This is a genomic window from Cutibacterium acnes, from assembly GCF_003030305.1.
In the GTDB taxonomy this organism is placed as follows: Bacteria; Actinomycetota; Actinomycetes; order Propionibacteriales; family Propionibacteriaceae; genus Cutibacterium; species Cutibacterium acnes.
The window spans coordinates 244,370-263,559 of the sequence record NZ_CP023676.1; the positions used below are offsets into that span (position 1 = coordinate 244,370).

The following is a 19,190-nucleotide window of genomic DNA, read 5'->3' on the forward strand; positions in this document are numbered from 1 at the left end:
TGTGTCGACTATATGCTAATAAAGCCATTTATTAGGAATGAGGTGGTGCCACCAACTAGCCTCTATAGGCTCATGACTGAACGCCCACGACCAGCCATTAAAGAGGCTCCGCTTTGTATAATCCCCTATGTCCACGTAGTGGATTCCTGTTATTTCGCTTCTCTTCTGTCCTTCATGCATGGCGTAGTGGGATATAGGACCAGCGGCGTAGACCCGCACGAACCAAACGGCTTGTATTGCGTATTGCGGCTTTTTTATATCTAGAATAAATGGCTCCGACATCGTTATCGTAAGTCGAGTGTTTGGAATATAGTCATACTTGATTGGAGAGAAAAACAGGTCTCCTGGCTTTCCTATGCATCCGGTGTCCAGATTTATCTGTGTCAAGCTGTTTATAATAATGGGTCCTACTTGGGATATATCGATTTCTCGAAAGGGACGTTCTACTTCTTGGATTTCCATCGGTCTAGTACCTGCTTGTCGGTGATGAGTATTTGGTTTCCGCCTCCGGGCAATTGGCCTAAGGTGTCTGAGTCTTCGATGGCTTTGACGGGTTGCACTCCGGCTGCACCTTCGTAGAATGGCGCGAATTGTGGTATCTCGTATTCGGAGATGTGATTGGCCTTGTTGCCCCATTGTGGGGCCAGTGCTAGGTCGAGTTGGGTTTGGAGGGGTCCCGCTGGTCGTGTCCGGGACACGTAGCCGCCGACCTCGTAGTCTGGGTCACTCCAGCTACGGTAGGTTGTGATGGGTTTTATGGCGATTTTGCTTTTGAATGTGGCTCCACGGAATGAGGTTGCCTGTCCGAAGTCCAGTTTGCCGTTTCTTTGGTATTTTTGAATGAACGTCTCGGGCTGTTTACCAACGCGGAGTATCGTGTTATGGGGTCCAAAATGTCCGGTGGGTATTGAGTCTGGGAGGGCGTCGTATGTTTTTCCTCCTATCGTGGCGGTGATGCCTCCGAAGGCGGCGCCGCTGAGTGTTTCTCCGCCTACTTGCTCTAGGTAGGTTTCGGCGTTGTGGGGCCCGGGTGATGTTACCCAGTGGTAGTTGCCCATCACGTAGCCTTGGGTTGTGCCGGCTTCTATCCCGCGGGTGAGGAGAGTTCGAGTTCCGAGACCTGCGATTTCGCTGAGTCCCGAGCCTCCCGTAGGTGCCAACGCTCCGGACAATGCAACCTCTCCATAGTCGACGTGGCCGCGTACGACTTGCTGGAAAACCATGTCGCCTCCGGCGCCGATCAGCATCGCCCCGGGCACCTCAGCCCCAAAACACATCAGGAGTCCTCCGGCGGTGGCCAGAGCAACACCCCCGAGGGTCTCCCACGAGAACACGTTGCGGATGTGGCGGTCCCACAGGTTTCGGGTGTCAATAGTGCTAGCGAATTGGCGCATCTGGGCATCAGTGACGGGTCTGAGGCCTAATGGATCGGCTAGCGCAAGGGGATTGGTGGCGGCGTAACCGTAGCTGGCGGCCTCCCACAAGGATCCTGGTGGCGCCGCAAGCGGGTCAATGGTCAGGAAACTCGCCGTGGTGGAGTCATAAACGCGCGCTCCCATCCATGCCAAACCAGCTACACCAAGATGACCTCCCGTCATACTGATGCCCGCCGTCAGGTGTTCTTGGATCAACGTATACGGGTCGAGGGGATCGGTGGCTGGGCGACGCCACGGCTCATCCTGATCGCTGTCTGCGCTCACTGGTGTCAGAACACTGCCGTCGGGAAGTGGCAGCGCTGGTATGCCGCCAACCTGGACTAGCTGAGGTTCACCGGTCGCAAGATCCCACGCAATCGGGGTTCGTCCGGCAGGACCGGATACGTCGGTCAGACATCCGAAAGCGTCGACATGTGTGGCAAATTCGTGTGAGCGACCTGCTCGGAAGGTCATCACTCCCGCCAGCCAGCCCCGTGAATCCCACCTGAACTCCTCGCGCATCCCATCCGAGGATGCAGCCTCGATTCGTCGGCCGCATGGGTCGTATCGGTAGTGCGTCTCTACTGTGCTGTCACCAGGCCCCAATTGCGTCACCGTGCTGACGAGTTCGCCGGCGAGGTCGTAGTCGTAGTGACAGGTTTGACTGGTGCCGGCGTCCTGACACGTCGTGGTGACGAGCCGTCCCGCCGTGTCATAAACCCATCGGCGGCTCGATCCATCAAGGCCGTCGGCGGACGTGAGCGAGCCGGAATCGTCATACCCGTACCGGAAATCCCCGTATGGTGCGCTCACCCGGAGTACTCGGCCCATCTCGTCGCGACTGATGGTCGTGGACCCGCGGGAGGAGGTGTGGCTAGTGACGAAACCATCAGTATACCCCCACTGCTGTTGATCCAGAGGACTACCTAGCTTCGCGAGACGACCGACCGCGTCCCATTCCAAGCTCACCTCACCCAATCGAGAGTGGCGAATCGACCCCAATACACCGGTGTTGGTGTATGCGTAATCGATAGAATCACCAGTCAACGTGAGATGACGTACACGACGCCCCTCGGCGTCGTACCACCATTGTTCGGACGAGGTGAGTGGCCCCTCGTCCACAATCGATTCGTCTCCCGGCACGGGGGCGACGCTGTGGGTCAAGAGCAGCCCACGAGGGTCGTACCCCAACAGGTGGCGCCACGGGAAAGCAGGATCGGTGTAGTCATCAATAGTGACCGTGCGGGTGGTCGGCGTGATGAGGATACGACTGACCAGCTGGTCATCAATGTATTCCTCGACGCCTTTAGGGCCAAGACGACGGCTGACAACCGTGCCATCCGGGCGGGTGATGGCGGCCAGGGTTCCGGACTTGTCCCAGGTATATTCGGTGACTCGCCCCAGTGGGTCGGTGGCGGCGATCATCTGCCCGCACTCGTTGTACTGATACGTGGTGAGGCCACCACCCGGATCGGTGCGGGTGACGAGTCGGCCACACCGATCGTAGCCGTACCGTGAGACGCCACCAGCCGGGTTAGTCGCTGCCACCAGTTGGCCGGCAAGGTCGTAACTGAAGTGACGCTGTCCGTACACTAGATCGCAACTGAACACGAGTCTGCCGCATGGGTCATATCGGTACTGGCTCACTCCAGCGCCAGGAACATGACTGAGCACAACACGTCCCATGGCGTCATACTCGTAGCGCGCGGTCTCGCCAGTTGGATAAGTTACTGTCGCCACCTGGAAATCTGAGGTGTAGGAATAGCGCGTTACGCGGCCTGCGGGATCGGTGACATCAACCATCCTCCCACACGCGTCATAGCTGTAACTCGTGCGCAGCCCGGTGGGGCTGACGAGGGCCACAATGCGGCCCGCTAGATCGCGCTCCACATGAGTCACCGCGCCAGACTCGTCCTGAAACTCAACCGGTCGGCCACACAAATCACGCGTGACGATCTGCTGGGCGCCAGTGACATCGGTGACGGCAGTAGTAAGACCGTAGGGATCGGCATCGACGCGGTGGAGTTGGTGCCCGTGACTATCCGAGGCGGTGCTGGCAGTGAGACCGTCAGTAAAGACCCTGGCCTGGCGAAACCGGCTGGATCAGTGACGCCGGAAAGATTGCCATCAACGTCATAGGCATACGTCCACCTGGCCTCGTCCGGTGCCACCACCTGCGTCAACCGCGATAGCGCGTCATGGATGAAGCTCCAAGCGCTGCCGTCGGGGAGCTGCATGCCCGCCAGGTTCCCCAAGTGGTCGTAGGAGTGTTCAATGACGCGCCCGAGAGGATCGATGACCCTGGAGATCTGGCCGTCTGGGTGATACTCCCACTTTGTGACCCCACTATCGGGGGCAACCAACTCGATCAGATGACCGGCCACATCATAACGATGCTCCCACGTCGCGCCATCCGGTGTGACCACGGCAGCCAGGCGGCCAGCGTCGTCGTAGCTGAACCGCGTCGTGGCGCCACCCGGCGAGATCGTTTCGACGATCCGTCCCGCCTCGTCACGGATGAGGCGGGAAGCCTCCCCATGGGCATCCTCGACGCGCACCAATTCTGCATGATGGTGATAGGAAAACCTCAGGCTCACCCCGACAGGATTCGTGGCGCGCAGAAGCAATCCATCCTTCCACTCCGCAACGGTGACGCCACCGCACGGATCCGTGACGCGCACTGGATCACGCTCGGTGCCGTCATACTCGAAGGTGGTCTGGGCGCCATTGGCCAGGGTTGTGCTCACAAGCCGGTCCAGATCATCCCACGAACAGTCAATCGTGCCTCCAGTAGGAAGGTCCGTGTGCGTCAGTCTCCCTCGCTGGTCATAGCGGTGTGAGGTAACGTTTCCAGCCCGATCGACGCAACGCACCATATTGCCGAAGGAATCGTAGGTCATCGAAACCTGGCCACCATGGGCGTCGACCACACCTGTGGTGCGACCGTGAGCATCACATATCCAGGTATTGGCATTGGTGCCATCCGCATCGCTGGCGGCGGTGACGCCCCCAGGCAGATACCTGAAATGGACAGTACGACCGTTAGCGGCTTGTTGGGACGTGATCCGGCCCCGGCCGTCATAACTGTTGATGCATTCCGCGTTGCCACATGCATCCACCACGGTCGTGATGAGTGTGTCATCCCACTCGTAACGCCGTGAACCGTCAGGCCCGTCTACCTGGACGAGTCGATTTTCGTCATCATAGGAGTACCGGACACAACGGCCATCACTGGAAATAGCCGACACCACTCTGGCGCCGCCATACGACACGGTGATCTTGTGACCCCACGACGTTTCCATCGCGGTCACGCGATCGCCTTCCCGCACGGTATGCACGACGTCTCTTTGCGAAGATCCGCTGCACACCCATGCGCCACCTTCAGTGAAAACCCATCGACCTCCCCGGTTGTCCGAGATCACCCACACCCATTTTGATGTGGCCGGATCGCGAAGGAACTCCGGAAGTTGGGAAGCAGAGACCCGGCTGAGCCACAGATTCTCACCCTGAGCTCGCCACTGTTCGACAGGCTTTTCGTCTTCCTCTGCCGGATTGGGCAGCTGATTGGTCGTCGGCAGGACTGCTGTCGGTGCAGCCTTCACCGCGAAGGCGATATGCCTGCCATCCTCACGCACCCACTCGACGCACCCCGGCTTGACGAGCAGGCACTGGTCAAGGATGCTGACCCACCCCGGGCCGAAAACCCCACCCTGTCCCCGAACAGCCTGAATAGAGTTGTACATCCTGCTGAGGGCGAGGGGGGGTGACGCTGCCGCGAAGGCCAGATCGGTCTCGGGCTCGATGAAATTCCCGGTTGCTGAGTTGATGGGATCCTCAAGGTATCCAGTGCGCGGATCAATACCCGACAGCCCCGGGGATGTGATGTCGAGATCGGTACGCCACAAAGGGGTTCCAGCAGCTCTCAAGGCGGCTCGCAGGGCAGAGTTAGGCAAGGTAATAACACCAGAGCCAGCAGCTTGAAAGGCCTTGGCTACCGCGTGCAACCACTCGACGTCTCCGTCATTGAGGCCCCGCCACCGATCCAGCTGCACGAACAGATCCCCGACCTCCACGGTGCCGTACTTGCACTGGGAGGTGAAGTCGTCGAACCAGCCCGCCAGGACTGATCCCGAGGGTACCTGTGCTGCGGCTTCCCCCAACACCTGCGCGGCACTGATGAGATCCTTGGGGTCCGCCGCAGATATTCCACCCGATGAGCCTCGGATCGACCGATCCTGCTGACGATCTCCTGTCACAGGCGGATGGAGCAGCTGGGGGGGAGGGAGGCTCGGCAGGAGTGAGGTTGGGCGGAACATCGACGCCGGTGAAGAAATCGCGCACATGGTCACCAAAATCGTCATGTTGCGCAGCGAAATCGCGAACCTGTTGGCGTCGCTTATTCTCTAACCGAGCTTGCTCGGCAAGATAGTCCACCATGTCGGCGGCGGTGGTCAATGCCTCTGACAACGCCATAGCGTCCGCGGAACATATGTGGATGTTCTGTGTGAAGACAGTCGCGAAGAATCCCCGAAACCCTCGTGAGGCGATGGACTCAACAAGCGACGTTCGCGCGTCAAAAATGTTTATGCGTTGCGAGGTCCAACGCAGCTGGCTAGAGAACCCTTCGGCTGTTGAGAAATTGAATTCTACGGGATTCTGGTAGTCGCCGAAAACACTGGAATCGACCACTGAATGCTCCCTTGCTCTTTGGGCAAAGTGCAGCGTGATGCTCCACTGCCTGGCCTGCCGGCATGTCCTGAGCGCAGTCGGCAGGCGCTAGACTTTTGAGGGCTGCTATACGTCCTGTGTCACTTCTTGGCGATTCCCAGTGCTTTGGTGGCTGACTGCAGCGTGGACTTGACTATTCCGGCGTCTCGTCCGAAGATGCGGATCGCCTGATCATTGTTGAGCCAGATGTATGCCTGATAGCCGTGATCAGAGGTTCCGGTACTCCTTTTGATGGAGACATCGAAAAGAGCGGCTTGCTTGGAGATATTTTCGTAACCCTTGATGGGTGACGCCTTGATGTTTATTTCCAGGCCGTGATTGACACCTTGCGTGGACAACGTGGTATGACCGCACTTGGAAGTTTGTTCTTCTTGTGATTTGTATGCCTTCTTCTGTCGGTCGGACATGGCCGTGGTGACGATGATTCGTGTGGATGGTTTGTCACTGACGGCCACGAGAGTGTCGCTGATCTCGTGTGAAGTGAGGCCGAGGGAGGACTGCCTGAGAGCCGCATCGCATCCAGCTGGGGAGATCTTCGCTTGACTGAGCGTCTTGTCGAGATTGTCCACAACGGGCCTGAGCTGAGAGTTGTCCTGGATGACAAACGTGTGGCCATCGATCTTCTTGTGGGAGAACGCCTTGGTGAAGTCGTCCTTGCTAATTCGCTTGACCGCCTTGGTGGACGGCGAGGGGTTTGCGGGGGTATCGGATGACGAGTTTGTCTTGTCCCCGCACGCTGCAAGGCTGATCGCCATGATGCCGACCATGCCCAGCAAACAGGTTTTCGTCAATTTCTTGGTCATTCTGTGGTCACCTTTGCGCCGTTTTGATTTATGCTCAGAGAAATATACCCGCTCTTTACGGCAGGACATAACCACCGGCCTTGAGGAGTGAGCGAGTGACGCTGGCCGAAAACCCGAAGTACTATTTCGCGACGGCCCCTGGCAGAATGCAGTGAACTCAAATGAAAATGTCCGCCCCCGGATAGACCGAAAGGCGGACTTGCCGCGGAGGATACGAGATTCGAACTCGTGAGGGCGTGAACCCAACCCGCTTTCCAAGCGAGCGCCATAGGCCTCTAGGCGAATCCTCCGCCAAGTAGCGTACATGGACTTGACGCGTGGCGCCAATTCGGCCGCGAGTCGTGGTGTGTTAAGCCGGGCGAAGAGCCCTCAATAGCGAGAGTCTCGGCCTCGGAGCCGATCGATCTCGCGACGATCCTTCTTGGTGGGTCGTCCAGTCCCACGGTCACGGCGAGCGAGGGGAGCCGAGAGGTAGGCGGGTCGGGGAGCTGACAGATCTTCGTAAGCCTCGACCGCGAGTTTGGCGCCGACTCTTTTCGTGATCGGGTTGACGACCTTGAGGACCCGGTCCCATCCGGGGGTGTGGATGGTGACGGTATCGCCGGGTTTCACGTCGTGGGAGGGTTTAACCGGGTCTCCATTGAGGCGAATGTGGCCGCCCTTGACGGCGGCGGTAGCCAACGACCGGGACTTATAGACGCGCACCGACCACAGCCACACGTCGATCCTCGTCATGATGCCTCCCTTGCCGTGGAAAACGTGTCAGCAATGTTATGGCGAGTCACGCGTTGTTGCAGCCGATGATGATTCGCGCAGCATTGCCACGGGTTGTTCCCCGGGCAGGGCGTCGGTTAAAGTGGAACTTGGTTCCCCGTGCGACGGCACCTGACTGAACTCCCCCAGGACCGAGAGGTAGCAAGGGTAGGTTGGCTCTACCGGGTGCGCGGGGAGCCCTTTTCATGTCCGCGGCAGCCGTGCCTTATAAGGTTTCGATCAATGCCCGGGAGGAGGGTCGCTATGGACGATCAGCGACGCATCATCACGACCGACCGTGCTGGTTCCATCTGGGCAGGTATCACTTGGTGCTCGCTGTTGCTATTTATCGTCGCCGGCATCATCGGAATGATGGCTCAAACAATGCTGCCGGCCAATCTCGGTTACCCCCAGCTTCACGACAGCGGTGTGCCGACCTGGCTGACCTGGACAGTCGTCGGCCTAGACGTTGTGGCCTTCTTTATTCCCCCGCTCGTGACCACCTCGTGCGGCCGTAAAGCTAAGCGGCTCGGCCACCCGGTGCGCTCTGCGGTTCAGATCTCGTGGGCCACCTTCACCGTTGTGACGGTGATCAGCTTCTTGCTGGTTTTCTTTGGCTGAGGATGTTCCGCGCGGAGCTGGGCGGACCGATGAGAATGTGTCGCAGCCGTCAACTAGGGTTTTCACCGTGGATGAGAGGGCGCCTGAACCGGGCATGGAGAATGAGGCCGTTGAGCCTGAGGTCTTCGAGCAAGACGGTCCGGATCTTTTCGGTGACGAGGAGTCGCCGCGCCCCGTCATGCCTCCTGACGAAGCTACCCCTGATGATGACCTTCCCTCGGATCCGTGCGATCCAGGGTTGCTGGACGGCCCCGAGACCCCTGAGGAACCCGACGGCCTCGAGACAGACGAGGACGAGGAGGATGGGGCTGACGTTATTGAGCGGGTTCAGGAATTAATCGGGGAAGCCCCTGACAGTAACCCCGATGACGATCTTCCAGAGCTTCCGCTGGCCCTCTACCGGCGTTACCGTCCGGAGACCTTCGATGAGGTTATTGGTGAGGATCATGTTATTGAGCCTCTCAAGCGCGCGATCCTTAATAACCGCGTCAACCATGCCTACTTGTTTTCAGGGCCACGTGGCTGTGGCAAGACGACGACCGCCCGCATTCTTGCCCGAGCGCTGAACTGTGAGCAGGGTCCGACGCCGACTCCCTGCGGAACGTGTCAGTCCTGTCGCGACCTGGCCTGTGGTGGACCCGGATCGATTGACGTCATCGAGATTGACGCTGCCTCCCACGGCGGGGTCGATGACGCACGTGATTTACGCGAACGCGCCTTTTTCGCCCCAGTACATTCGCGTTACAAGATCTACATCATCGATGAGGCCCACATGGTCACCCCGCAGGGCTTTAACGCCTTGCTGAAACTCGTCGAGGAGCCCCCGCCACACGTCAAGTTCATCTTCGCCACCACAGAACCGGAAAAGGTCATCGGGACGATTCGCTCCCGGACTCACCACTACCCGTTCCGCCTTGTGCCGCCGAAGGTGCTCGTCGAGTATCTGGCTGAGCTATGCGGCAAGGAGGGGATCGACGTCGACCACGCCGTCCTGCCGCTGGTGGTGCGTGCCGGTGGTGGGTCGGTGCGAGACAGCCTTTCGGTGCTTGACCAGCTTCTCGGCGGTGCTGCTGATGGCCATGTCAGCTACGAGCAGGCTGCGGCCCTCCTCGGCTACACCCCAGAGGCCCTTCTAGACGAGATCGTTGACGCCTTTGCCGCCGGGGACGCCCACCAGGTTTTTGCCACGATCGACAAGGTCATCGAGGTAGGTCAGGACCCTCGCCGTTTCGCTGAGGACCTGCTGCGTCGCATGCGCGACCTCGTCATCGTCTCGGCGGTCCCTGACGCCTGCCGGAGCGGACTCATCGATGTCTCACCGGAGCAGGCCACCAGACTTGCTCACCAGGTTTCTGGTTTCGGCGCAGGCGAACTCACCCGCGCTGCCGAGGTATTGGCCACCGGGCTAACTAACATGCGCGGCACTACCGCTCCCCGGCTCCACCTGGAGCTGATGTGCTCGCGGATTCTCCTACCCGGAGCCGACACGGATGGTCGTGGAATCCATGCACGTTTGGAGCGGTTAGAGAGGAGGATCGGCGTCTCCGGCCCCGTTGAGGAGGTCGAACGTGCTGAGCGTCCGGTCACCGCCCAGCCTCCCACTCGCTATGCGGACACACCACAGCAGGCTAGTCCTCCTCAGCACTGGCCAGCGGAGAACCTTCAAAACCCGGAGCGTCGGTCCGCACCAGAACACCACGACGCCCCGTCGCCCGGACAGCGTCCATCTGGGCGTCCACGTCCCAGCCGTAAGGATTACCGGCCCGGCAATCAGCTTGCTGAACAGCCGCCGTCCAACCAGCACGGCGATGATGGTCAGATGTCGCAGGGACCAAGGCAGCAGGGCGGTCCGTCAACCAGTCAGCGCCAGCAACCCAGACCTCAGGACCACCAGCCGTCTCAGCGGGATCGTCAGGACACCCCACCGGCCCAACCTCAACAGCCTTCCGCCGAACAAGGCGGTCGCGCCGACGATGCCATAAACATCACCACCTTGCGTCGCGAGTGGCCGCAGGTCCTCGAAGCCGTCAAGGATGGCGGACGTGTCGCATGGATGGTCCTCAATCAGTACGCCCAGGTGCTTGAGGTTCACGGCAATCAGGCCACCTTGGGATTCTCTAATATCGGAGCCCGGGAAAATTTCGCTGCCGGTAATTACCCGAAGGTCTTGCATGACGCCGTTGTGAAGGTGCTGGGAGTGGACCTGGCCTTCACTGCGGTCGTCGGGGAGCCTCCGGCCGCCGTCCGCCCCGAGTCCCATCCTGCTGAGTTTCAGAGTGGACCGGCTGCCCAGGAACCACCGGATGACGATCCCTGGGAGCAAGGGCCACACCATCAAGACTCGACGCGAGGTGGCGAACCGTCGGACCCTACTCATCCCGGTCGGGATCCTCAGGGCCGACCGGGTGACCGTCAGGCGATTTCCGACGACGCTTCAAAGGATGCGCCACCCCCGCCGGTGACCAGCTCCCATCCCAGCGAGGCTGGGGACGACGATCCTGCCCCTGATGCCACGACCGAGGACCAGTCCGCAGATGTCCGCGATGAGGTCGTGGAATCGGGACCCGTAGCTGGCGCCCCAGACCCTGACAGCGGTGGAGCTGCCGAACCTAAACCTGATCTGGTGCCAGGCCAGGATCACGTCGAGGCTGCCGGACGCGCTGAGTCTGCGCGGCAGATCGACCCTGGTGGCGCATCCTCGCAAGGCCGTCCCTCCGCTGCTGCGGTCAGTACCGCGCACCGTTGGAGTGAGCGCGCTAAAGGAAGTGTTCGCCCTCTTGAGGTGACTTCGCGGTCAGCCCAGGTCGAGGAGCCGCCTGATGACGGCGGGGAGTGGGACGACACCGTTGTGGAGGAGTCCAACGAGAGTCCGATTGACCTCATCATGCGCGAGCTAGGTGGGGTCGTCATAGACACCGACGGTGACTCAACCGCCAGATGAATGCGAGCGGGAATATATCAACCCAGAATCTCGTCGTTACCGACGGCTACTGTGGATGACGACACCGCCCCACCGGCGAGGACCAGGGGCCACACACATGGGAGACACTATGACCACTGGAGGATTCGACCTCGGGGGACTTGACATAGGTGCCTTGCTCGCGCAGGCTCAGTCTGTCCAGAACCAGCTTGAAGCGGCCCAGAACCAACTCGCGGAGAGCAATTTCGAGGGCACCGCTGGAGGTGGCCTTGTTCGCGCCACGGTTACTGGAACCGGTGAACTCGATGCGCTGACGATCGCGCCCGAAGCCCTCGAAGACACCGACGCCGAGACCCTTGCGGCCCTCGTTGTGGCTGCCGTCAAGGACGCCACCGGCCAGGCCCGCGCCATGCAGCAGTCTCTCATGCCTCAGATGCCCAGCCTTGGGCTGTGAGCTACCCCAGCACACTAGACAGGAGAATCGATGTACGACGGTCCGCTGCAAGAACTCATTGACGCCCTTTCTCGGCTACCGGGGATCGGGCCGAAGGGTGCGCAGCGGATCGCTTTTCATATCCTCGACGCTCCTGCGGAGGAGGCCAATGAACTGGCCGACGCCTTGCGCGAGGTCAAAGAGAAGGCCAAGTTCTGCAAGATTTGTTTTAATGTCTCCTCCGACGAGGTGTGCCAGTACTGCCGTGATCCGCGTCGGGACCAGTCGATGATCTGTGTTGTTGAGGAGTCCAAAGACGTTATTGCTGTGGAGCGTACCCGACAATTCCGTGGTCTGTATCACGTTCTTGGCGGAGCGATCTCGCCGTTAGACGGAAAAGGCCCAGCTGATCTCCACATCCGTGAATTGTGCCAGCGGTTGGCTGACGAAACCGTTACCGAGGTGATCCTGGCCACCAACCCGAACCTTGAGGGGGAAGCAACGGCAACGTATCTTTCCCGCCTCATCGCGCCCATGGGCGTGACGGTGTCCCGACTAGCCTCTGGTTTGCCGGTTGGCGGCGACCTGGAATACGCCGACGAGGTCACCCTGGGGCGCGCCTTCGAGGGACGCCTCCATGTGGGAGTTGGTGCCTGATTAGCGCTGTGTCTCACTAAGTGGGCAAAGGTCGGATAAGTCCTTGACCGACGAATATTGCGTATGCGACTATTGGTCGAGATCGAAGCACGGCACCCGGAGGTTACATGTCCATCAAGTTCGCCATCCTCGCCTTACTGGCTGAGAAGCCTCGTCACGGGTATGAGATCAAAAACGAGTTCGATCGGCGCACAAATCATACCTGGCCCTTGAACATTGGACAGGTTTACACAACGTTGGACCGCCTTGAGCGTGACGGGTTGTGTTACCGTGGAGAGGAGACCCCCGATGGCAGGGTTATCGCCACCATCAGTCCGAAGGGTCGCGAGGAAGTGCGTCGATGGTTCACTACCCCGATCGCCCCAGCCAACCCGCCTCGCAATGAATTGGCCATCAAGATCGCCCTGGCGGCTACGTCGAAAGATGTTGACGTCGCCACCCTCATTCAGGATCAGCGTCACGCCACCATGCACCAGTTGCAAGAGTGTCGTCAGGCCCGCCGTAGTGTCGCAGAGGACGACCTCGCCGGTCAGCTACTCGTTGATGGAATGATTTTCGCCGCCGAGGCGGAGATCCGTTGGCTCGACCACTGCGAATCCAAGGCGGTACAGGCTTCTCACGCCCGCCCCCATCAGCCCGCCGAGCCAGTAACCGACGGTTCTAAGGCCGTCCAGGAAGCCTGAACCGTATGACGTCGACCCCGTTGCACGCCGCTGACCAGATCACTCCCACGATGCAGCGCACCGTGTTGTCCCTGGATCATGTGAGTCGTTCCTTCGGCGAGGGTGAGCAGCGGGTCGACGCCATCGTCGACGTCAGCCTAGGCGTCAACCCTGGTACCTTTGCCGCTGTCATGGGGCCGTCGGGGTCCGGTAAATCCACCCTCCTCGGTCTGGCTGGTGGGTTGGACCAGCCCACATCTGGAACTGTGTCGGTATGTGGCGAGCCGCTTGGCGGCATGTCCCGCGACGACCTGGCGCGGGTGCGACGTCGTCAGCTTGGTTTCGTCTTCCAGGATTACAACCTCGTGCCCACCCTTACTGCTGTCGAGAACGTGTCTGTGCCGCTGGAACTCGACGGGGTGTCGGCCACTCGTGCCCGCAAGGCCGCCGAGATCGCCCTCGAGCGCGTCGGCGTCCCGGAATTAGTTGATCGCCACATCGAGAAGATGTCGGGAGGGCAGCGTCAACGAGTAGCCATCGCCCGCGGCATCGTCGGGGATCGCCGCGTTTTGCTGGCCGATGAACCCACCGGTGCTCTTGATTCGGTCACCGGCGACGAAATCATGGCCCTCATCCGGACCCTCGCTGACGAGGGAGTCGCCGTCGTCCTGGTGACCCACGAGGCTCGTCACGCGGCGTGGGCTGACCGGGTGATTTTCCTGCGAGACGGAAGGCTCGTCGACGAGTCTCAGGTCGTCAGCGATCCTATGGAACTACTCAACGACAACCCGAAACGTGGCCGGTGGTGATGTCAGCCCGGACCACGCCCGAGATGCCGACTAGCGCGGTTCGCCTCTCCGGAGACGCTATTGCCCGAGGACGGCCCCACCGCCGTCTCATCAATCGCCTGGCCGTACGTGACATCGGCAGGCACAAGTTGCGCTCCCTACTTATCGTGATGCTCATAGCGTTACCGGTGGCCATCATGTCCGGATTAGGGGTGCTCCTGCGCTCGGATGGCAGTGTCTCCGGCAGCCAGGCCCTCAATAACTATGGTGACGCCGACATGGTCATCAGCCCGATATCAAATTGGGATGGTCACTGTTCCCAGCAAGGGCCGACTAACACGTACTGTGACGACGGTGCCGAGCCAGATGCGCACCAACGAGCCCAGCAACAGACGGCTCTGGCCAACCTGAGGCTGCCTGGCCACAAGCTGCACCCCTTGAGGACTACCGAGGCTAGCGTTTCCTGGCGGCTTGCCACCTTGTCGGCAACGGTTAAGGCGATGGACCTGACGACTATGCGTCCCTACCGCATGGAGTTCCCGCGTGGCCCCATGCCTACCGGCAATAACATCTGGGTGACCACCGGTGCTGCGAAAGATTATGGCTGGTCGGTGGGGTCCCGAGTAACCGTCAACGGGCACCGGTACACCATCACTGGGGTGGTCCGGGAAGAATGGCCGGGGAATGGTCCAACGTTCTGGGTAGCCCCTCGCAGCCCGTTGGCCCGTGGTGGAGAGCTCACTTATTACGTCAACGGTGCATCGCTCACGAGGCAACAAGTCGAGAAGCTTAATGCGTCCGGGGTGGGCGTCGCCGACCGCCGTGCCGAAGAGAGTGCCAGTCAAGGAGACACCTTCGAACGGGACATGTTTGCGCTGATACTGGCCGCTGGGGTGCTCTCGGCTATTGTCGTAGCCACTATCGCAGCCGCAGCATTCGCTATTGGCGCTCGTCAACAGCGGCGGATGCTCGCTCTGCTCGGCATTATCGGGGCCGCTCGACGTGACCTCATGGGTGTGATGATTCATCAGGGACTGCTGTTGGGCCTGACGGGGGCCCTCCTCGGGGTGGGCCTCGGCGTGGGTATGGGCAATGGCGCGGTGGCCATTATTCGAATGGTGTACCCCGACTACATCACCTATGGGGTCGATTGGGGATATGCCGCCGTCGGGTCCGTGGTCGGTCTGCTTGCGGCACTGACCGCTTGTTGGTTCCCGGCTCGTGACGTTGCCCGTCAAGACGCCCTCATGGGGGTCAAACATGCCGAATCTGCGGCACGGCCTGCGCGGCGACCAACGTTAGCGATCGTCATCGCGGCGATCGGTCTGCTCGCTGGTGTCGGTGGCGTCATATATGGCCGTCGTGGAACGACCGGCGACGTGATGGTGCGCCTGAATATTGGCATTATCGTCACCATTGTCGTGCTGTACCTGGCCGCTGTGTCTGCCATGCCCTGGTTGGTGGACAAGGTGTCGGGACGCAAATCGTCGCGGTTGCCGATCCGGTTCGCGCTGCGCGATCTTAACCGTAACCGAGGACGGGCGGTACCAGGGGTTGCCGCCTCCATGGCTATCACCGTGCTGGCATGCGCCGCCGTTACTTTTTGCGACAGTCTCGCCATCCAGGACAAGGCCGAATACGTCCCGGAGTTCGGAGACCACATTGGGGTTCTCGCTGGTGAACACGATGACGGGGTCAGGACTTCGGACGATCGTGTTGCCGGGGAGATCAAACGGGTCACTGCGGTTTTCGGGCCGCACGTGAAATATCTACGACCGGAGGAGCCGGTGACGTGCGGTCAGGACGGGAAGTACTGCACTAGCAGTCTCGAAGTCACCCCCAAAGTACCTAACGGAGCGATGTCGTCGACGGTGGCCATCGACGACGGTACTCTGTATGAGCTGCTGACTGGGGAGAAGGCAGACGGCAGGGTGATGAAGGCTCTCGATGATGGAGTCGTCCTGTTCTCGCCCGATGCCACACGGATTTCGCAGGCCATCATCTCTGACCATGACGAACGTCACGGTGCCGGCACCACCGTGCTTCCAGCTATCCATGCTCCCCACCATGCCCTGGGATACGGTGTGCCCAATCTCATCAGCCGTAGAACGGCAGCCAAGGTGCTTGGGGTAAGCCCCGACAACATGAAAACCCAATCCACAACGGTGTGGTTGCGGTTGCCGCATACTCCGACCGCGAAGGAAGGGGACCGTCTGCAACATTCCCTCATGGACGTCACCGGGTCACCCTCGGAGTTCATATGGGAAAAGGGGTACTCGGATATTTCCGGGACCGTGATGCGCTGGTCGGCGGTAGTGGGCACGCTGTTGGCGGTATGCGTGGGCGCCGTGGTATTGGCCTTGACTCTGTCCGACTCGAGGGGGTCGCGCACCGCCATCGCGTCGGTAGGGGCGTCAAAGGCGACCTTGAGACGAATGGTGGCAGCACAGGCCCTCGTGACGACAGGGCTTGGTCAGATCCTTGGCTTTCTCGTGGGGTTCGTGCCGGTTGCCGTTATGACGTGCGTCGGCCCCCGCTGGCCGATGCCAATGCCACTGCCGTGGCTGGCGCTCATCGTGTTCGCCCCGCCGGTGCTGCTGGCTTTAGTGACGATGGTCGCCGTACCAGTGCCGCGACCACGGATGCAGAGACTGGACTGACGCCTACCGTGCCCAAGTTCCCGTCACAGTCGGGTCAGTCTCAGTGTTGTTGAGAGCTGGATGGTGCGGATCCGCCGGGGGCTGGGATCGCCGACGGCGCCGTTCACGCGGGACGGCTTGACCAGCACCCCAGGAAGCGAGGGTCGCCAACCGGGACCGCAGATCCTTCGGGAGAGTGAATGGACGGGCCAGCAGCGCGCCGAAGCTGCCTCCGACGGCTAGCGCCACACCGACGAGCAGGGCCTCTAGAAAGAGGGTCCACCCAGCGTTTGAGGTGCCGCCGGTTTCGTTTTGCGCATTGACGATCATGTACAGGGCTCGGTACATCATGACGCCGGGCATGAGGGGGACGATGGCGATCGTCACCAGACCTAGCTGAGGCACCTTCCAGCGCTTCGCTCCCAGGCCTGCGATAAAGCCTGCCACCATGGCTGCGAGTCCTGACGCTGCCGACACAGATCCCGTCAACTGCATGCCGAGGAGGTATCCGGCCCAGGCTGCCGCCCCCAAGGCCGCACAGATCGCCAGGGTGCGGTATCCAGCGTGAGAAGAAATGCCGAAGGTCACGGCGATGACCGCGGCAGCGACCATCTGGAGGACCGGGTTGGTGGAGAACCCCAGGGCGGGCGAGATGTACCCGGGCACTCCGAGCCTCAGTCCGATCCACATCGCCGTGATGACGCCGAGGATGACGCCACCGGTTTGTACAAACCCTTCCAGGAATCGTCCGGAACTTGTGACGACGTAGCCGTCGAGGGCGTCCTGGGAGGCCGCGACGAAAGAGCCGCCGGCCAGCAGGGAGACGATTCCGGCGGCGACGATGAGGGACGGAGACAGCGGCAGAGGGTGATTGGAAGCCGCCATGTACACCATGACGATAAGGGCGAACGCGGTCGCGATGGCGCCACCGGCTGCCTGAGCAAAGAAATTCGTGATCCGCTTGCGCGCCATCGCCTGAACGGTGGCGTCGACGATGCACGTCGAGAAGAAGCTCAGCACGCCGTCCATGACGGTACCGCCGAACAAGGTGGACAGCCCTGCCCCCATGAGACCAATGTTCATAGTGACGAACCACTGACGGTACAACCGGGGGCTACGCGTGATGGCGGCCAAGCGGTCGGCGGCCTCCTCGAGCCCGACGGTCTTGTCGCAAATGTCATCGACGAGCAACTGCAGTTCACCCAGGCGCTGGTAGTCGTTGCTGCGGGAACGAACCACCCGCAACACGGTGATGGGGTCCTCGTCCAGTCCACGATGCTGGGTGACGATGACGGAAGTGTTCGTAATGTCGATATGGACGGTCACTCCGTAAGTCGCGGTGATGCGCAGGGCTATTGCGACGGCCTCAGACGCGGAACCTCCAACCGAGATCGCCATCACCGCGACGCGGGTGACGAGGTCGACGACACGTCGAGCCTGCATGATTGCCATCTCGGCGTCGCCCAGGTTGAGAGCTAGAGTCGGCTCCACTGGTGTCTTGGCGCGAAAGAGTTTTTCCAGCGGGACGCGACGGGTCCGGTGCGCCCTTGGTGGCCTGGAATGACGGAGTTTGGCTTGGCCATTGTGGGGAGAAACCGTCCTCGAGCGGGTCAGGGGCCACGACCTCGAAAGGTTGCCTACCGGGGCCATCCTCGTCGGGTTTTCCTCATTGACCGGGGGTTCAGGAGGGGTGGCGCTCGACTGTGGTGGGGTAGCGGGCTGGGCGGAGGCCTGGCCGGGACGGAAAATACGGGCGTCAATGCCGTCAGCGGTTCGTGGGATCGGGTCGTCGCCGTGCCAGGAGCGCGGATGATTTCGGGACGCGGATCCGCTACGAGCACCCGGCCGCTTCTCCGCCATCTGACACCCTCCTCGCGCCACGCAGGAACGCCCTGCAGGACCATTGTGATGGTCTTTACCGACGGTACCCAAACGGGGACGGATTCGGGACTTGTCGATAGGGTGACGGGGTGCTCATCGCGACCGACCTCGACGGAACCTTCCTCACCCCCGACACCACCGTGTCTCCTCGAAACCGGGCTGCCGTGAAGGCCGCCGAGGCAGCTGGTATTCACGTCATTCCGGTAACGGGACGGGCTATTGGTGGGCTGCGCGTCATCGGTCCGGTCTTTCACCGGTATGCCCTGGTGTCTAACGGTGCTGTCGGTACGGACATGTCCACTGGCGAGACTCTCTTCACCGAGACGATGTCGGCTCGCACCGTGAAGTCCTACGTCGACCAACTCACTGCCGAGTGTCCGGGGGTGGTGTTCTGTGCGGAGGTTGGGGATTCCTCAGTCTTTCTCGTTGAGGAGGGGTACGACGAGATTGTCCCTGCCTTTGAGTCTGAGAACGATCCCGCCGAGCACGTTCTCGTCAGTCGTAAGGAGCTGTGCTCTAGTGAAGCCGTCAAGCTCATGATCGTGCACCCGACAGTGCCTGCCTCAGATATCTACCAGTTGTCTAGGCGCCTGCGGGTGCCCGGAGTTCACGCTACGTGGGCGGGGTTCACGGTGGCCGAGGCCGGACCGGCCGACGTGACGAAGGCCAGTGGTCTAGAACGCATCTGTCAGCTCCTCGGCGAGGATCGTGCCAATGTCGTCGCTCTGGGAGACGGGGCCAATGACGTTGAGATGTTGCAGTGGGCCGGTGTGTCTTACGCGATGAGCGGCGCCAAGCCGGAGGCGATTGCTGCCGCGGACAGGCGCGCTCCCTCCTGCGAAGAGGATGGTTTCGCCGTTGTTGTCGAGGAGTTGCTGGCATCTCGATAA

Annotated in this window: 14 protein-coding genes, 1 tRNA gene and 1 other RNA gene; 9 read left to right on the plus strand and 7 right to left on the minus strand. The window is 60.8% G+C overall.

Annotated features, from left to right (window positions below):
* Positions 1 to 15: 15 nt before the first annotated feature.
* The 6 genes from CPA42_RS12645 to CPA42_RS01165 form a co-directional block, all read right to left on the minus strand.
* Positions 16 to 462 (minus strand): hypothetical protein, encoded by a 447-nt coding sequence (locus tag CPA42_RS12645; RefSeq protein ID WP_002518663.1) that lies wholly within the window; start codon positions 460 to 462, stop codon positions 16 to 18.
* Positions 444 to 3,314 carry an RHS repeat protein gene (locus CPA42_RS01140; RefSeq protein ID WP_002525228.1) on the minus strand — a complete coding sequence of 957 codons (2,871 nt, stop codon included), beginning with the start codon at positions 3,312 to 3,314 and terminating at the stop codon, positions 444 to 446. Before CPA42_RS01140 ends, CPA42_RS12645 begins: the two co-directional genes overlap by 19 nt.
* Positions 3,311 to 5,776 carry a DUF6531 domain-containing protein gene (locus tag CPA42_RS01145; RefSeq protein ID WP_002534289.1) on the minus strand — a complete coding sequence of 822 codons (2,466 nt, stop codon included), beginning with the start codon at positions 5,774 to 5,776 and terminating at the stop codon, positions 3,311 to 3,313. The genes CPA42_RS01140 and CPA42_RS01145 overlap by 4 nt, the downstream gene beginning before the upstream one ends.
* A gap of 447 nt (positions 5,777 to 6,223) precedes the next feature.
* On the minus strand, positions 6,224 to 6,946 hold the full coding sequence (locus CPA42_RS01155) for a hypothetical protein (protein WP_002517087.1): 723 nt from the start codon (positions 6,944 to 6,946) through the stop codon (positions 6,224 to 6,226).
* Positions 6,947 to 7,151: 205 nt separating this feature from the next.
* Positions 7,152 to 7,236, minus strand: a tRNA-Ser gene (locus tag CPA42_RS01160).
* Positions 7,237 to 7,315: 79 nt separating this feature from the next.
* On the minus strand, positions 7,316 to 7,681 hold the full coding sequence (locus tag CPA42_RS01165) for an RNA-binding S4 domain-containing protein (RefSeq protein ID WP_002517182.1): 366 nt from the start codon (positions 7,679 to 7,681) through the stop codon (positions 7,316 to 7,318).
* 127 nt (positions 7,682 to 7,808) lie between these two features.
* On the opposite strand from CPA42_RS01165, the gene ffs reads away from it, so the two are divergent.
* The 8 genes from ffs to CPA42_RS01205 all read left to right on the plus strand — a co-directional run bounded on the left by ffs (position 7,809) and on the right by CPA42_RS01205 (position 16,440).
* Positions 7,809 to 7,905, plus strand: an RNA gene (gene ffs / locus CPA42_RS01170) — signal recognition particle sRNA small type.
* Positions 7,906 to 7,942: 37 nt separating this feature from the next.
* Complete coding sequence (locus tag CPA42_RS01175; protein ID WP_002518667.1) at positions 7,943 to 8,320, plus strand: hypothetical protein; 378 nt, start codon at positions 7,943 to 7,945, stop codon at positions 8,318 to 8,320.
* Between the two features lie 94 nt (positions 8,321 to 8,414).
* Positions 8,415 to 11,261 (plus strand): DNA polymerase III subunit gamma and tau, encoded by a 2,847-nt coding sequence (locus tag CPA42_RS01180; RefSeq protein WP_002517233.1) that lies wholly within the window; start codon positions 8,415 to 8,417, stop codon positions 11,259 to 11,261.
* 109 nt (positions 11,262 to 11,370) lie between these two features.
* Entirely contained in the window at positions 11,371 to 11,694 is a 324-nt protein-coding gene (locus CPA42_RS01185) for a YbaB/EbfC family nucleoid-associated protein (protein WP_002517187.1), read from the plus strand.
* Between the two features lie 30 nt (positions 11,695 to 11,724).
* On the plus strand, positions 11,725 to 12,330 hold the full coding sequence (gene recR, locus CPA42_RS01190; protein WP_002512927.1) for a recombination mediator RecR: 606 nt from the start codon (positions 11,725 to 11,727) through the stop codon (positions 12,328 to 12,330).
* A 107-nt stretch (positions 12,331 to 12,437) separates the two neighbouring features.
* The gene (locus tag CPA42_RS01195; RefSeq protein WP_002517220.1) at positions 12,438 to 13,013 is read left to right on the plus strand and encodes a PadR family transcriptional regulator; all 576 of its coding nucleotides are present in this window, start codon (positions 12,438 to 12,440) and stop codon (positions 13,011 to 13,013) included.
* Positions 13,014 to 13,018: 5 nt separating this feature from the next.
* Positions 13,019 to 13,801 (plus strand): ABC transporter ATP-binding protein, encoded by a 783-nt coding sequence (locus tag CPA42_RS01200; protein ID WP_002517144.1) that lies wholly within the window; start codon positions 13,019 to 13,021, stop codon positions 13,799 to 13,801.
* Entirely contained in the window at positions 13,801 to 16,440 is a 2,640-nt protein-coding gene (locus tag CPA42_RS01205; RefSeq protein WP_002518669.1) for an FtsX-like permease family protein, read from the plus strand. The genes CPA42_RS01200 and CPA42_RS01205 overlap by 1 nt, the downstream gene beginning before the upstream one ends.
* A gap of 3 nt (positions 16,441 to 16,443) precedes the next feature.
* Here the strand turns inward: CPA42_RS01205 and CPA42_RS01210 are convergent, their stop codons facing one another.
* Positions 16,444 to 17,910: a threonine/serine exporter family protein gene (locus tag CPA42_RS01210; protein ID WP_002519955.1), complete on the minus strand. Its 1,467-nt coding sequence runs from the start codon at positions 17,908 to 17,910 to the stop codon at positions 16,444 to 16,446.
* Positions 17,911 to 18,389: 479 nt separating this feature from the next.
* On the opposite strand from CPA42_RS01210, the gene CPA42_RS01215 reads away from it, so the two are divergent.
* Positions 18,390 to 19,190 (plus strand): HAD hydrolase family protein, encoded by an 801-nt coding sequence (locus CPA42_RS01215; RefSeq protein WP_002517237.1) that lies wholly within the window; start codon positions 18,390 to 18,392, stop codon positions 19,188 to 19,190.